General features: G+C 47.6%; 11 protein-coding genes and 2 pseudogenes. 12 read left to right on the top strand and 1 reads right to left on the bottom strand.

Annotation, left to right across the window (positions count from 1 at the left end; genetic code table 11):
- The first annotated feature begins 2 nt into the window (after positions 1–2).
- The 12 genes and pseudogenes from iolD (at position 3) to NSQ39_RS20165 (ending at position 13,313) form a co-directional block, all read left to right on the top strand.
- Positions 3–1,916, top strand: coding sequence for a 3D-(3,5/4)-trihydroxycyclohexane-1,2-dione acylhydrolase (decyclizing) (iolD, locus tag NSQ39_RS20220; RefSeq protein WP_341016745.1), 1,914 nt, complete (start codon positions 3–5; stop codon positions 1,914–1,916).
- A gap of 13 nt (positions 1,917–1,929) precedes the next feature.
- Entirely contained in the window at positions 1,930–2,832 is a 903-nt protein-coding gene (gene iolE, locus NSQ39_RS20215; RefSeq protein WP_046130528.1) for a myo-inosose-2 dehydratase, read from the top strand.
- A 12-nt stretch (positions 2,833–2,844) separates the two neighbouring features.
- A pseudogene (locus tag NSQ39_RS20210) lies at positions 2,845–4,143 on the top strand (MFS transporter).
- Positions 4,144–4,167: 24 nt separating this feature from the next.
- Positions 4,168–5,202 carry a Gfo/Idh/MocA family protein gene (locus tag NSQ39_RS20205; protein ID WP_175075942.1) on the top strand — a complete coding sequence of 345 codons (1,035 nt, stop codon included), beginning with the start codon at positions 4,168–4,170 and terminating at the stop codon, positions 5,200–5,202.
- 23 nt (positions 5,203–5,225) lie between these two features.
- Positions 5,226–6,092, top strand: coding sequence for a sugar phosphate isomerase/epimerase family protein (locus NSQ39_RS20200; RefSeq protein WP_175075943.1), 867 nt, complete (start codon positions 5,226–5,228; stop codon positions 6,090–6,092).
- A 65-nt stretch (positions 6,093–6,157) separates the two neighbouring features.
- Complete coding sequence (gene iolI, locus NSQ39_RS20195; RefSeq protein ID WP_175075944.1) at positions 6,158–6,994, top strand: 2-keto-myo-inositol isomerase; 837 nt, start codon at positions 6,158–6,160, stop codon at positions 6,992–6,994.
- A 20-nt stretch (positions 6,995–7,014) separates the two neighbouring features.
- Entirely contained in the window at positions 7,015–7,893 is an 879-nt protein-coding gene (gene fba, locus NSQ39_RS20190) for a class II fructose-1,6-bisphosphate aldolase (RefSeq protein ID WP_046130524.1), read from the top strand.
- A 167-nt stretch (positions 7,894–8,060) separates the two neighbouring features.
- Positions 8,061–8,999, top strand: a complete 939-nt coding sequence (locus NSQ39_RS20185) for a DMT family transporter (protein ID WP_048406471.1) — start codon at positions 8,061–8,063, stop codon at positions 8,997–8,999.
- The gene (locus tag NSQ39_RS20180; protein WP_048354201.1) at positions 8,956–10,230 is read left to right on the top strand and encodes an ATP-grasp domain-containing protein; all 1,275 of its coding nucleotides are present in this window, start codon (positions 8,956–8,958) and stop codon (positions 10,228–10,230) included. Before NSQ39_RS20185 ends, NSQ39_RS20180 begins: the two co-directional genes overlap by 44 nt.
- A 1-nt stretch (position 10,231) precedes the next feature.
- A pseudogene (locus NSQ39_RS20175) lies at positions 10,232–10,790 on the top strand (hypothetical protein).
- The gene (locus NSQ39_RS20170) at positions 10,787–12,010 is read left to right on the top strand and encodes a DUF6421 family protein (RefSeq protein ID WP_175075945.1); all 1,224 of its coding nucleotides are present in this window, start codon (positions 10,787–10,789) and stop codon (positions 12,008–12,010) included. The pseudogene NSQ39_RS20175 and the gene NSQ39_RS20170 overlap by 4 nt, the downstream one beginning before the upstream one ends.
- Before the next feature lie 4 nt (positions 12,011–12,014).
- Positions 12,015–13,313, top strand: coding sequence for a valine--pyruvate transaminase (locus tag NSQ39_RS20165; RefSeq protein WP_175075946.1), 1,299 nt, complete (start codon positions 12,015–12,017; stop codon positions 13,311–13,313).
- Between the two features lie 3 nt (positions 13,314–13,316).
- Here the strand turns inward: NSQ39_RS20165 and NSQ39_RS20160 are convergent, their stop codons facing one another.
- The gene (locus NSQ39_RS20160) at positions 13,317–15,440 is read right to left on the bottom strand and encodes a cellulose biosynthesis cyclic di-GMP-binding regulatory protein BcsB (protein ID WP_373688011.1); all 2,124 of its coding nucleotides are present in this window, start codon (positions 15,438–15,440) and stop codon (positions 13,317–13,319) included.
- Between the last annotated feature and the right edge of the window lie 2 nt (positions 15,441–15,442).

Here is a 15,442-nt window from a genome sequence, read left to right as displayed (position 1 = left end):
TTGTGGGTAAGAAAATACGTTTAACAACGGCACAAGCGTTAATTAAGTTCTTGAACCAGCAGTATATCAATTTCGACGGCGAAGAAACACCGTTTGTCGAAGGAATCTTCACAATTTTCGGACACGGGAACGTCGTTGGAATCGGTCAGGCGCTTGAACAGGATGCCGGCTGCTTAAAAGTGTTTCAAGGCAAAAATGAACAGGGAATGGCGCATGCGGCAATGGCTTACAGCAAGCAGATGCTGAGAAGGAAGATATATGCCGTGTCGACATCTGTTGGACCGGGAGCGGCTAACCTGGTGGCCGCCGCAGGTACGGCGCTTGCGAACAACATCCCCGTCCTCTTGATTCCGGCTGATACATTTGCGACAAGGCAGCCTGATCCGGTTCTTCAGCAAGTTGAACAAGAATACAGTGCGGCGATCACGACAAACGATGCATTAAAGCCGGTTTCGCGGTATTGGGATCGTATTACGCGTCCCGAACAGTTGATGAGCAGTTTGATCCGCGCTTTTGAAGTGATGACAGATCCTGCAAAAGCTGGTCCGGCAACGATTTGCATTTCTCAAGACGTTGAAGGCGAAGCATTTGATTTTGATGAGAGCTTCTTCCGGAAGCGCGTTCACTACATCGACCGCATGGAGCCGAGCGAACGCGAGCTAAAGGGAGCGGCAGAGCTGATCAAATCAAGCAAAAAACCGCTTATTTTAGTCGGCGGCGGTGCGAAGTATTCCGGCGCACGCGACGAATTAATCGCGATGTCTGAAGCTTACAACATTCCGCTGGTTGAAACCCAGGCCGGAAAGTCTACGGTAGAAGCCGATTTCGCCAACAATTTGGGAGGAATGGGGATCACAGGTACACTGGCAGCTAACAAAGCCGCACGCCAGGCCGATCTGATCATTGGAATCGGCACGAGATACACCGATTTTGCAACATCCTCCAAAACGGCATTTGACTTTGACAACGCAAAATTTTTGAACATCAATGTCAGCAGAATGCAGGCTTATAAACTGGATGCTTTCCAGGTTGTCGCGGATGCGAAACTGTCGCTCGGCAAGCTGCACGGCTTATTGGAAGGCTACAGTAGCGCGTTCGGTTCAACCATCAAGGAGCTGAAAGACGAATGGCTGGCTGAACGCGACCGCCTAAGCAAAGTAACATTTAAACGCGAAAACTTTACGCCTGAAATTAAAAACCACTTCTCCCAAGAAGTGATGAACGAATATGCAGATGAACTGCAAACCGAACTGCCGCAAACAACGGCATTGCTCGCCATCAATGAAACGGTTGATCCAGACAGCGTCGTCATTTGTTCAGCGGGCTCTCTTCCGGGCGACCTGCAGCGGTTGTGGCATGCAAACGTGCCGAATACGTACAACTTGGAATACGGCTATTCATGCATGGGATATGAAGTATCGGGCGCGCTCGGCCTGAAATTGGCCCATCCGGATAAAGAAGTCTATTCACTGGTTGGGGACGGAAGTTTTCTGATGCTTCACTCCGAACTGATTACGGCCATTCAATACAACAAAAAAATCAATGTCCTGCTCTTTGACAACTCAGGCTTCGGCTGCATCAATAACCTGCAGATGGACCATGGAAGCGGCAGCTACTATTGCGAGTTCAGAACAGAGGATAACCGGATTTTGAATGTGGACTATGCAAAGGTTGCCGAAGGCTACGGCGCCAAGACGTACCGCGCCAACACGGTCGAAGAGCTAAAAGCGGCAATTGAAGATGCGAAGAAACAAGATGTCTCTACATTGATCGAAATGAAAGTGCTGCCAAAGACGATGACGGACGGCTATGACAGCTGGTGGCACGTAGGTGTTGCAGAGGTTTCAGAACAGGAAAGCGTTCAAAAAGCGTATGAAGCCAAAGAAAAAATGCTCGAATCTGCAAAGCAGTATTAAAGGAGGCACCAGGATGGTCAAATCGGAAATTCTATGGGGCATCGCCCCCATAGGATGGCGGAATGATGACATGCCGGAAATCGGAGCGGGCAATACCCTTCAGCATTTGCTGAGCGATATCGTCGTTGCAGGCTTTCAAGGGACAGAGGTTGGGGGCTTTTTCCCGGAACCTGTGATTTTAAATAAAGAGCTTGAGCTGAGAAATTTAAGGATTGCAGGAAAGTGGTTCAGCAGCTTTATTCTCCGCGACGGCATTGAGGAAGCTGCCAAAGAATTCAAGGCCCACTGCCAGTACTTGAAAGAAGTCCGTGCGGATGTTGCGGTCGTGTCTGAACAAACGTACAGTGTTCAGGGACTGGATAAGAACGTGTTTAAAGAAAAGCCGCATTTTTCTGATGAAGAATGGCAGCGTCTTTGCAAAGGGATGAATCATCTCGGGGAAATCGCCGGCGAATATCAGCTCAAGCTTGTTTACCATCACCATCTCGGGACGGGAGTGCAGACGGAAGAGGAAGTCGACCGCCTGATGGCAGGCACTGATCCGACGCTCGTTCATCTTCTTTATGATACGGGGCATGCCTATATTTCCGACGGTAATTACATCAATATCCTTGAAAAACATATTGACCGCATCAAGCATGTTCATTTTAAAGACGCCCGCCTTAATGTCATGAAGAAATGCAAAGAGGAAGGAAAATCGTTCAGGCAATCGTTTTTACAAGGCATGTTCACAGTTCCCGGCGACGGCTGCATCGACTTTACGGAAGTGTATCAAATGCTTTTAAAGCACGGCTATTCCGGATGGATCGTAGTAGAAGCCGAGCAGGACCCTGAAGTTGCAAATCCTCTTGAATACGCGCTGATCGCCAGAAAATATATCGACCGTCATTTGTTAAATCCCGCAGCAACCAATTAAGGGGGCTTTACATTGAGCAATGGAAATGCAGCAGTTTCACCATTCAATAAACGAACCATAGCAGCAGCTTTGGCAAACTACATCGACGCGGGTTCCATTGTAGCAGGATCAGCCGGTTTATCTTTATGGGTCAGTTATTTAAAGCTTACGGATACACAGATCGGACTGCTCGGCGCGTTGAGCGCAAACGCCATCTCAGCAGCAATCGGAGCGCTGCTCGGCGGATTTCTTGCTGATAAAATCGGGCGCAAGGCTGTCTATACGAACAGCATGTTAATTTACGCGCTTGGGATTTGTCTGGTTTTATTCGGCTTCAACTTCCCCATTTTGTTAAGCGGTTACATTATCATCGGTTTATCAGTCGGAGCTGATATTACAGCTTCTTGGACGATTATCGCAGAGAATGCTCCGAGAACAAACAGGGCCCGCCACTGCGGCGTTGCCCAAGTCGCCTAGGCTGCCGGAGCGGTTGTCGTCCTCCTGCTGTCAGTATTGCTGGGCGGGTTTGGCTTATTGGGCAATAAGATTGTCTTTGCACATCTGCTTGTTATTGCATTGATCACTTATGTACTTCGGATGAAACTGCCGGAATCTGACGCCTGGCAGGATAAATCCGAGACGGTGCAAGTCATTCACAAAACTTCTTATTTGGATCTGCTTCAGCCTAAGTTTTTAAAAAGCATTCTGTTTTTAATGGGCGTGTACTTAGTCTGGAATCTCGCGGCCGGCGTGATGGGATTCTTTATGCCTTACATTTATCAGCAAGTCGGCGGTGTTTCGGCAAACATGGCAAACATTCTGCAGATGGGGCTGTTTATTTTCACCGGGCTTGGCGTCGCTTTTATATTCATGCCTTTCGCAGACAAATATAGAAAGACGGTTTTTGGTATTGCGGCATCAATGGCCGTCATCGGCTGGTCGTTGTTTTTGCTTCCGGCAGAAGGATTGCCGATTCTCGTTCTGTTTATCGTGATGATCGGCATTAACAACGGAGCCGGACAACAGGCAAACTACCAACTATGGGCCAGCGAGATCTTTCCTACGGAGTACAGTGCATCTGCACAAGGATTGATGTTCTTTCTTGTTCGTATCTCAATAGGAGCCTGGAGCCTTTTTGTCCCGATGGTTATCACGAATATGGGCATTGGATTCATGGCTGCCATTCTCCTCGGGTGTGTGACTGTCAGCATGATCATCGGGCTCGCTTTCGCACCGAATACATCAGGCAAATCGCTTGAACAAATTCAGGAAGAACTGTACGGAACTCCGCCAGCTCAAGCTGAACAAGGACAAACAAGAAAAATTATGTAACTACTTTTGAAGGAGTGGCTATCAATGAAATTACGCATAGGTGTTATTGGTACAGGAGCAATCGGAAAAGAGCATATCAACCGCATCACGAATAAATTAGCCGGCGGAGAAATCGTTGCGGTTACAGATGTGAATCAAGAGGCAGCTCAACAAGTCGTAAGTGACTACAGCTTGAATGCCAAAGTCTATCCGGATGATGACAGCCTGATCGCAGCCGAAAATGTAGATGCGGTTTTAGTGACAAGCTGGGGACCGGCTCACGAGACCAGCGTCTTAAAAGCCATTAAAGCGAAGAAGCATGTATTCTGCGAAAAGCCTCTCGCAACAACCGCCGAAGGATGCATGCGCATTGTCGAAGAGGAAATCAAAGCGGGAAAACGCCTCGTGCAAGTCGGTTTTATGCGCCGTTATGACAGCGGTTACGTCCAGCTGAAAGAAGCGATCGACAACCGGATAATCGGCGAGCCGCTGATGATCCACTGTGCGCACCGCAACCCGTCTGTAGCGGAAAACTACACGACGGATATGGCTGTCGTTGATACACTTGTTCATGAAATCGATGTCCTGCACTGGCTGATCAATGATGATTATGAGTCTGTCCAAGTGATCTATCCGAAAAAATCGAAAAATGCACTTCCTCATTTACGGGATCCGCAAATTGTTGTCATCGAGACAAAAGGCGGGATCATTATTAATGCGGAAATCTATGTCAACTGCAAATACGGCTACGACATTCAGTGTGAGATCGTCGGGGAAGACGGCATCATCAGGCTTCCTGAACCGTCAAGCATTTCTTTGAGAAAAGACGGGAAATTCTCTACAGATATCCTGATGGATTGGCAGCGCCGCTTTGTGGATGCGTACGATGTGGAAATTCAAGACTTCATTGATTCGATTCAACAGAAAGGCGAGGTCAGCGGACCGAATGCATGGGATGGTTATATCGCCGCCGTGACAACGGACGCTTGCGTAAAAGCCCAGGAATCCGGGCAGAAAGAACCTGTGGCGCTTCAGGAGAAACCGGAATTCTATCAAACGTTTACAACTGTTAAAAAATAAAAACTTTTCGAGGAGTGAAAACTATGAAGTTAGCATTGGATCCATCGATGTATCGTGATGATTTAACTTTGGAGGAAACGGTCTATAAAACGGCGGAGCTTGGCTACGAATATATCGAACTATCGCCGCGCGAAGATTTTTGTCCATTCTATAAATATCCGAAAGTCGATTCAGCAAAGATCAAACAACTCAAGCGGTTTTTAAGAGATACCGGTGTTAAGCTTTCATCGCTCCTTCCGCTTTACCACTGGGCAGGTCCTGATGAAGATCGCCGTCAGGCAGCCGTGCGCAATTGGAAAAGGGCGATCGAAATTGCGGTTGAGCTTGAAGTCGACTTGATGAACAGCGAATTCAGCGGTTCAAAATACGATCCTTTAACAAGTGAAGAGAAATTTATCAAATCCATGGATGAGCTTCTGCCAATCTTTGAAAAAGAAGGCATTAAACTCAATCTTCAAGCCCATCCATATGATTTTATTGAAACACACAAAGGTGCGATGGATATGATCCGCGCGCTTGACAAGGATTGGATTAATCTTGTCTACTCGACTGCGCATACATTCTTCTATGATGACGGCAAAGGCGACATCGAGACAATGTTTGACGAAGCCGGCGACCGCCTCACACATGTTTTATTTGCAGATACCTATAATCATAAAGCGGCTCATGGTCTTCGCTACATCGTCAATCCGCCTGACGCAAAAGTTACGGTTCACCAGCATTTGGACATTGGTCAAGGTGAGGTCGATTTTGATACGATTTTCAGAAAGTTGAGAGAAATGAAGTTCGACGGAATTGCAACTAATGCCGTTTTTGCTTGGGTCGACGAAAGAGCGGATGAATCAAGCAGATTTATGCTTGAAAAATTGAAACAAGAACTATTAGGCTAAGCCCCTGGAGTTCGGCGCCCTGCCGAACTCATCTTCACAAGGATATGAGAGAAGGAGAATCTAATATGAAGCTATGCTTTAATGAAGCAACGACGTTGGAAAATTCAAACCTTGCAAAGGATCTCGAATACTGTGAGAAGCACGGATACGATTATATCGAAATCCGGACGATGGATAAGCTGCCTGAGTATTTAAAAGACCATTCTCTCTCAGAGTTAGCCAAGTATTTTCAAACTCATCATATTAAGCCGCTGGCCTTGAATGCGCTTGTCTTTTTCAACAATCGCGATGAAAAAGGGCACCGTGAAATCATCGAAGAATTTAAAGGCATGATGGAAACATGCAAAACGCTTGGTGTGAAATACGTGGTCGCGGTACCGCTTGTCACCGAACAAAAAATCTTAAAAGAAGATATTAAAGCAAGCTCCGTCGAAGTGCTGACAGAGCTGTCAGACATCGCTGAGCCGTACGGCGTTAAGATTGCTCTTGAGTTTGTCGGGCATCCGGAATGTACGGTCAATACTTTCAAACAGGCTTATGACATCGTCAGCACCGTAAACCGTGATAATGTCGGGCTTGTGTTTGACAGCTTCCACTTCCATGCAATGGGCTCAAGTCTTGAGGATTTGAAGAAGGCGGACGGCAAGAAAATCTTCATTTATCATATCGATGACACGGAGGATTTTCCGATCGGCTTTTTAAGAGATGAAGACCGTGTTTGGCCGGGACAGGGAGCCATTGATTTGGATGCACACTTATCCGCGTTAAAAGAAATCGGCTTTTCAGACGTTGTCTCTGTTGAACTGTTCAGGCCGGAATATTATAAGATGAGCGCTGAAGAAACGATTAAAACCGCAAAGGAAACAACAGTTGATGTCGTTTCAAAATACTTTAAGATGTAACACGAGAAGGAGGGGTGAACGTGGCTTTCGTTTCCATGAAGGAGCTTCTTACAGAAGCAAAGGAACAGCATTATGCAATCGGACAGTTTAATATTAACGGCCTTCAGTGGACAAAGGCGATTTTACAGGCGGCGGAAGAGGAACGCTCACCCGTCATTGCGGCCGCCTCAGATCGCTTAATCGATTATTTGGGCGGATTCAAAACGGTTGCCGCCATGGTCGGCGCGCTCGTTGAAGAGCTGTCGATTACAGTTCCCGTCGTGCTGCACCTTGATCACGGAAGCAGTGCGGAACGCTGCAGACAGGCGATTGACGCGGGGTTCAGTTCAGTGATGATCGATGGTTCGCATTTTCCGATCGACGAAAACATTGCCATGACGAAAGAAGTCGTGTCATATGCCCGGCTATACGGCGTTTCGGTTGAAGCTGAAGTAGGGACGGTAGGCGGTATGGAAGACGGCCTTATCGGCGGGGTGAAATACGCCGACCTGCATGAATGTATCCGCCTTGTCAAAGAAACGGATATCGATGCGCTGGCTGCCGCTCTCGGATCGGTTCATGGCAAATATCAAGGCGAGCCAAAGCTTGGATTCAAGGAAATGGAGGAGATTTCGGAAGCGACGGATGTTCCGCTCGTTCTTCACGGGGCCTCGGGAATCCCGGCTGATCAAATTGCAAGAGCGATCAGGCTCGGCCATGCGAAAATCAACATCAATACCGAATGCATGGTCGCCTGGACCGAAAAAACCCGAACCATGTTTAAGGAAAACTTGGATTTATATGAACCGCGCGCGTATATGACGCCTGGGATCGGCGCCGTAAAGGAAACGGTGAAAAATAAAATGAGGGAATTCGGTTCAGCCGGAAAAGCGGCAGGTGCCCGCGAAATGAAAGTATAAAACACTCACAGCTTCATAGTGAGTGTTTTTTATTATATTGTTAAGAGATTTTAAATGTTGTTGACTGGTATTGATATAAAAGTTATAATTTCCCTCATAATCCATTTTGATCAGATTTTTCAGAAAATAAACCGCAAGACGATAACAAACAAGGTGAAGTGTGTGATATGTTGACAAACGTTTTAAAGTACCGCGTGCATGTGCTGTTTGGACTTTTATGCTTGATCGGCGGAACGACGTGGGCTGTGCAAAAAGCGGGGCTCAAGGACAGCCTGCCGTTTTGGTCGGCCGGCATGCGCTTTATGATCGCCAGCGTCATGATCGCCGTCTTTCTGTTGATCCGCAAACAATTTGTTGTTTCAAAGGAGCTGCTCGTACTATCCTTCTTCAACGGCATCATGTATTTTTCGATCCCTTTCGGTTCCGTCTATTGGGCTTCTCTGTATTTGCCAAGCGGGCTGGTCTCCATTCTGGCCGCAAGCATCTCCGTCTTCGCCCTGATCATCAATCGGCTTGTCAAAGGAACCCCGGCTACAAAGATTCAAAAGTGGGGCATCTTCCTCGCGTTGCTCGGCATTACGATCGTATTCGGCAATCAGCTGTTTATCAAGGTTGAAGTCATCGAAATCATCTCCATGGCTGCCATCTTATGTGCAATGTTCGGATCTGCCTTTATACAAATTAAAGTGCAGCAGAAAATCCAAACCCTTCCGATACTAAGCTTCAATTCTCTGTCCATGCTCTCGGGCGGAACGATTTTGCTCATCAGCAGCTTAGTAGTAGAAAGCGGAACGCGGACATTTTCCGGCATCAGTCTCTACTCATTGTTGTACTTGGCGATTATCGGTTCTATATTGGGATTTTGGATCAATATTTACTTGCTTAAAAACTGGCACATCTCAAAAGCGACTTCCCATCTGTTTATCTCTCCAGTCATCGCCCTTTATATCGGCTTTCTGTTTTTGGACGAAACATTAAACGCAAATATTTACTTAGGGACGTTGTTTGTGATTTTCGGAGTCATGTTTATCAACATTAAAAAAGAAGAGAGGGCAGAAAAAATTGACAAAGCTAAACAAACGCTTGGCCATCATTTGCCAAAATAAGCAATTGCCGTTTATTTTTGAAGAAGCTGAACATTTAGGCCTCGATGTTACATTTTTCTACAACTCGCAAGAAAATTGCCCGGGAAATCTCCCGGCAGTTGACCGAAGCGTTCCGATCCCGCTGTTCGAGGATGAAGAGAAAGCAATGAATATCGTCAAGCAAACATTTGTCGAATCTCCTTTTGATGGAGTGGTGACATTGTTCGAGCCGGCGCTTCATTTCACTGCAAAAGCCGCGGCGGAATTAAATCTTCCCGGACTTCCTTTACAAACGATTGAAAACTGCCGGAATAAAAGCGAAACCCGCAGGATTCTTCGGCAGCACGGGTTGAATATCCCTTTCTTCCAAGAAGCTGCTGCTTATGAAGACTTGGAACATGTTCAGCTGACGTTTCCTTTGGTCGTGAAACCGATCAACGGTTTTTCAAGCCAGGGGGTCGTTCGGGCCGATGACCGCAAACAGCTTAAGGAGGCGATGCGCAAAGCAGAGGATATCAATAAGGGCGATCTTAGCCGGTTTGTCACAGGAAAAAAAGGCATCATTGTTGAGCAATTTGTCGACGGCCCTGAATTTGCGATTGAAACATTGTCAATTCAAGGAAAAGTCCACGTATTGTCGATCGGTTATAAAGGCGATTGTAAAGGGCCGTTTTTTGAAGAAGGCGTCTATATTGCACCGGCTAAATTGGATGAGGAGGCGCACGATTCGATCATACGGGAAGTGACGGCGGCCGTTTCAGCTTTAGGCATTCATCAGGGGCCGGCTCATACCGAACTAAGGCTCGATAAAAGCGGACAGCCTTATGTCATCGAAGTCGGGGCGAGAATCGGCGGCTCGGGTATCTCCCATTACATCGTTAAAGAGAGTACGGGCATCAACTTCATGCAACTGGTCATTCAAAATGCCCTTAAACCGCTGGACAGGCATCTAGAAGACGGGATTCGCGCCAAGAGGACGGCCGGCAACTACATCATTCCCGTGCAGGGCTCGGGGACGTTTGAAAAAATCGACGGTCTTGAAGACATCAAACAAAGGCCGGAAGTCAAACGGGTTTTTCAATTTATCAAACCAGGAGCCGAAATTCTTCCGTATCCGCATTTTTCCGGATACCCGGGGTTTATTTTAACAAGCCATGATTCATATGAAGAATGCGAAGCTTTTTACCGGAAATTAGATGGTGACCTTGCCATCATCTATAAAAATAATCTGACGGGTACAATGGGAGGTTAAGATGATCTCGACAAAAGTGCAGGAAGATCAAGCGGTGATGGTTGTTCACACATTGGGTCCGAAAGGTACAAACTGTGAAAAAGCGGGTTTTTTATGGCTTGAGAACCAAGGGCTTCAAGGTGAGGTCAAGCTTTATGAAACGCTGGAAGAGGCGCTGCTTCATGTAAAAGAGACTGAAAATTCAGTCCTTTTGGGCTGCGCGGTGTATCCGTTTTTGCACAATATCGTATTTGAGAATTTGCTCGATTTACAAATCATAGATAGCTTTGTCATGCCGACATACAATATGGTGTTTGCCGTGAAGCAAAACACGAGGGAACCGGATGTCAAAATAGTCGCATCACATCCTGCACCTGCTCATCTTGCAAAACTGTTCAGCGATCATGTGGATTTGGTCAGCCAATTCCCAAGCAGCGCTTGCCTGCGCATCAGGAGCAGCCGACGGCTGTATTACGACGATTAAAGCAGCCCATGAAAACCATTTGCATGTCATAAAGGATTTCGGCGAGGTGCCGATGTGTTTTACCATTCACGGAAAAAGCGAGGGAGGAAGCCGATGAAGACGTTGACGCGTGGCATCGTAAATATGGTAAACGAACAAATTGTACCGCAGGTTCATGAATTGCAAATGTATCAAAACGAAAAAGGACAGATTACAGAGCAGCAGGTCAGGGCGAAACAGCTTCTCCTTCAATTAGCCGAAGCTGCCGGAATCATATATGAGGCGGTACATGTGCCTGAGGCCGGCGCAGCGTTTAAAGAGGATGTCTTGGACTGGATCGGCCGCGGATTGGACGACACGCCGTATTTTGACCGTTTATTAACGGCATATCGCCCTCCGCAGGATCAGGAGACGACCTTCTTTCTCGCCCCTGTCGTTACGCCTAACGGGCCGCATACGAAAGGCTGCTTTTTTGAGGCTTTCCTGGCCGTTCGCGATGAGCCGGCGATGATGAAGCCGATTGAGGTGGAGATGCCTCACCCGGAAAACGGCTGCCAGTCGCTGAAGCTGATAGCGGGAACCAGGGGGTTCACAGAAGAAAAATGCATTGTATTTTTTCCTGAAAATGTGAAGACAAAAGAAAAAATAACAGAGCAGACGTTTGCGATTTTTTATTTCAATAAGTTCTACCAAATCTACCATGAGGATACGCTGAAGAGGGCGCGGGCCATTTTTGAACATGTTCCTTTCAAGTCGGCGCACATTTCTCCTGAAAACACGTATGAAGCAAGGGTCCTTTGGGGTTATTTGCACGACTATTACCATCACTGCGGCAACAAGCCTTTTCACAAGCACATTCAAGCGAAAATGAATTTTTTTGCGGGAATATTGGAGGAAATCAAAGTGGATTGCCAGTCTATCCTCGCTTTAGCAGAACGAAAGTACGATTATTGGGAGGAAATTATCGAATTTGTCCTGTTTGAACGTCTGCTGCGCTACCCGAGCCAGCATAATGCGACACACAACTTTGATTCCGGGACGGGATTTTTTCTGTTCAGCTGGATCATCGACAACGGCCGCTCCATCCAAAAGGGAAAAGATAAGCCGGCATCGCTCGATCTTTCATTATGCATGGACGACTTGAAAAAACTAGTTGCCGAAATCGAAGAGCTGGAAGAAATAGAGGATGATTCGGTTTATAAAAGAGAGGCTGAACGCTATGTGAGGAAATATTTGCCTCCCGGAAATGAGGGAGGGCGGTTCGGCGTCCCGACGCAGTATTTTATCCATGATATAAACAACGCCGTCAAAACGGACCGTATCATGTTTAGGGGGTAAAACATTGAAGCCGAAGCTCAGCATCATAGGCGAAAAAATGAATGAGAAGACGGGGATCAGGGCGGTGATGGGCGATATTCAGGAAATCCTTCATGTCGGCTCGCGTGAATATCTCAATTTGAGCGCCGGCAATCCGATGATCCTTCAGGAAACGGCCGCGATGTGGCAAGCAGTTTTAGAGAGACTGCTTGAGAATGGTACGTTCCTTTCGGCCATCAGCCAATACGGATCAAGCTATGGAACGGACGAGCTGATCAACAGCGTCGTCCGGTTCTTTTCACACCGCTATGGTCATGACATTGAGAAAGAAAATGTGCTGATTACGGCGGGAAGCCAGCAGTTGTTGTTTTTTGCGATCAATTTATTTTGCGGCATGGGAAGCGACGGTGTCGTGAAAAAAGCTTTGATTCCGATGCTTCCGGATTATGCGGGGTACAGCGGTGCGGCGTTGGATATGGACACGGTCGAAGGCATCCCGCCGTTAATTTCAACATTGGATGATCACATGTTCCGGTACGAACTGGACCGGGAACGCTTTTTAAAGAGGATGCAAGGCGCTTGCGATATCGGCGCCGTCGTGCTGTCCCGGCCGAATAATCCATCAGGAAATGTTCTTTCTGAAGAAGACGTGCTGCTTATTTCTGACGCCTGCCGTGACGCCGATGTACCCCTTCTCATCGATTCCGCATATGCGCCGCCTTTTCCGGCTATCAACTTCATCGAAATGGAGCCCGTTTTTACCGATCAAATTATCCATTGCATAAGCCTTTCAAAGGCGGGCCTCCCCGGTGAAAGGGTCGGGATCGCCATCGGTCATCCGCGTTACATGAAGGTGATGGAGGCTTTTCAATCAAATGCGGCGATTCATTCTTCAAGGCTGGGGCAATATATGGCGGCAGCTGTGTTGGATGACGGGCGCCTCGCCGCCGTTTCGCAGCATGAGGTGCGGCCTTACTACCATAACAAATTTTTGCTGCTGAAGGACGCTTTGCTTCGAGAAATGCCGGGCGATATCAAATGGCATTTGCACAGAGGGGAAGGCTCGCTTTTCGGTTGGCTGTGGATCGAGGATCTCCCTGTTGCTGATATCGAGCTGTACGCCCGGTTGAAAGCAAACGGCGTCATCATCGTCCCCGGTGCGTCTTTCTTTCATCATGTTCCGTGGGATTCGCCGCATGTCCGGCAGTGCATTCGCATCAGCCTGACGGCAGCCGATGAAGATATTAAAAAAGGAGTCGGCATTTTGGCCGGTGTCGTCGAAGGCGTGTGTCAAGATGAGAAACTAATAAAAAACAGGGGCTGATCGTTAGCCCCTGTTCTTTCCGTTGTCAGTCTTCCGTTTTCTGCGTCTTGCCATGATCCAAATCAGAACGGCCGCTACCGCTATGATCAATGCGATGACGCCGAAATATATCATATTCTGCTGACCGTTTTCCTTCGTTTTTTCGGTCTGTGTTCCGCTTGGTTTTTCTGCAAGCTGCTGATGGTTTGTGAAGAGCTGACTGCTGTCCGTTTCATTGATGACGGTCGCTGTGTTATCGTTGCTGTTCAGAAAGCTGATCATTTCTTTTGTGACGGCAGCGCCTTGCCCGTTAAACGGTGCAAACACGGCCATCGAGTAGTTTGAATCCCACGGCGATGTCTGTGTAAACGCAACTTGTTTTGCCGTTTCGTTCAGCATTTGGAAGGATGACACGTCGAGCGTCCCGTTTTTCGCTGCCGGCACGGCCAAGTCCGATGCTTTCTCTTTCAGAAGAGGAAACTGGCCAATGCCGCCGATGAACATGACGTTCCGGCCTTTCATATCATCTGCTTTCACTTCAGAGGATTTTTTGACCGTGAATGAATGCTGGGATTCACTGCCGAATGAATCTGTCACAAGCGAAAGCTCCTGAAGCTTCGATTGATCGACTTTGTCAGGCAGGACAATCAGCGTTGTCTTAGCTTGAATTCCCGCGAAGGGAAGCGGCCATTCCTGAAAGTCGGCTGACGCTGTCGTGCTGCTGACAGGGTACGTGAGTGCGCTGCTTTTATCAATGAATACCCATTTGTCATCGTCTGTTGCATAGCAGGGATTGTTCTCCTTCAAGCCGGAAGTGGCAAATTGAATATCGATGTAGCGGTTTTTTTGCAAAAGCTTCGGATCGACTTTTAAGGTCACATGATAAAAGCCGTTTTTGTCTTCTTTTCCTAAATCGTCAAGCCGGACGGAGTGAGGCTGGCCGTTGATCATGACCTTCAGCTCCGCCTCTTCGGCGGATAAATCGCTTTGGGACGTTAGCTTTTGAATCGTTTTTGATTTTTTTAATGCAAGGGACAGCTTCGCCGATTGATCCTTGTCCAAAATTGCAGGTGCAGGATAATAATAATGCTCAGAAGAAGATTGCCCTGCGCCGATTGTCAAATCGCCCGCTCCGAAATCCTCAAGCGTCAGCTTACCCGCGTCCCGTTTTGTTTGATATTGCAGCTTCCCGATTGCGAGCGTTTCGCCGCTGAGCTGGCCGGCGTATGTTTTATCGGTGATGACGCTGATTTTCCCGGAAAGCACGTCATCAGACGCCGCGTTGACAAACAGAACAGGCTGCTGTTTACCGTTTGCCGTGAGCACCCGTTCCGCAAGCAGAAGCTTATCTTCTTGCGCTTTTATATCGCTTTGTGCCAAAAGCTTTTCCACTTTGCCTTTCCAATGCTTTTGAACGCCGATTAAAATCGACGGCCTGTCGATGCGCTTCATGTCTGATTCGTTCAAAGTCGTGATGCTGATGCTGCTGTCAATCGTTTTTAGATAGCTTTCCGTTTTAACAGCCGCTTCTATTTCTGCGGAACTCGGATCGTCCGGAATGACGATTGCCGTTTTTTCCACGGTGTTTCCTGATTGGGCAAATGGATACGGATAGTGCTCAAGCGCCGCTCCCTTTGCTTCGTTCTTGTCCCCCAATGTCAGATGGCTGTCCGGATAAATTTTGATCCAGTTCCCGGAGGAATCCTGCCGGACGCAGACGCCTTCCTTCACCACTCCGTAAAACTTCAATGACAGGCTGTGAAAACCCTGAGACGCTTGGCTTTTGTTCAGCGTCAGCTTTAATGTTTTGCGCTCTGCATTCCCTGTAAGCTTTACCGTTTTGACCGGTTCGTTATCGATCTCAACCGTCAGGGAAGAAGGGGAGATTAACAGGTCAGAGGCTTCATATTCAAGCGCAAGCTGCTGATGGGAGGAAGAGGCGCCGGCTGGAATTTGATACGTCAGCTCCGTGCTGTCCTTTGTACCATACATTGTGATGAGATCGCTCGTAAGCACTTGCTGCTTTGCTTGTTCACGGCTGTTTTCTCCGAGGATCGAGCCGTCCACCTTTACTTCTTTGGCTAAAGCGGCTTCCCCTGTCACTGCCGCCAGCATGAAGCCTACGAGACATATGATTGCATATTTCAAAA

Origin of the sequence: Bacillus sp. FSL W8-0848 (genome assembly GCF_038007805.1) — a bacterium.
Lineage (GTDB): Bacteria > Bacillota > Bacilli > Bacillales > Bacillaceae > Bacillus > Bacillus glycinifermentans.
Note: the sequence above shows the minus strand (reverse complement) of the source record. Positions and strands in the feature narration are given on the sequence as shown.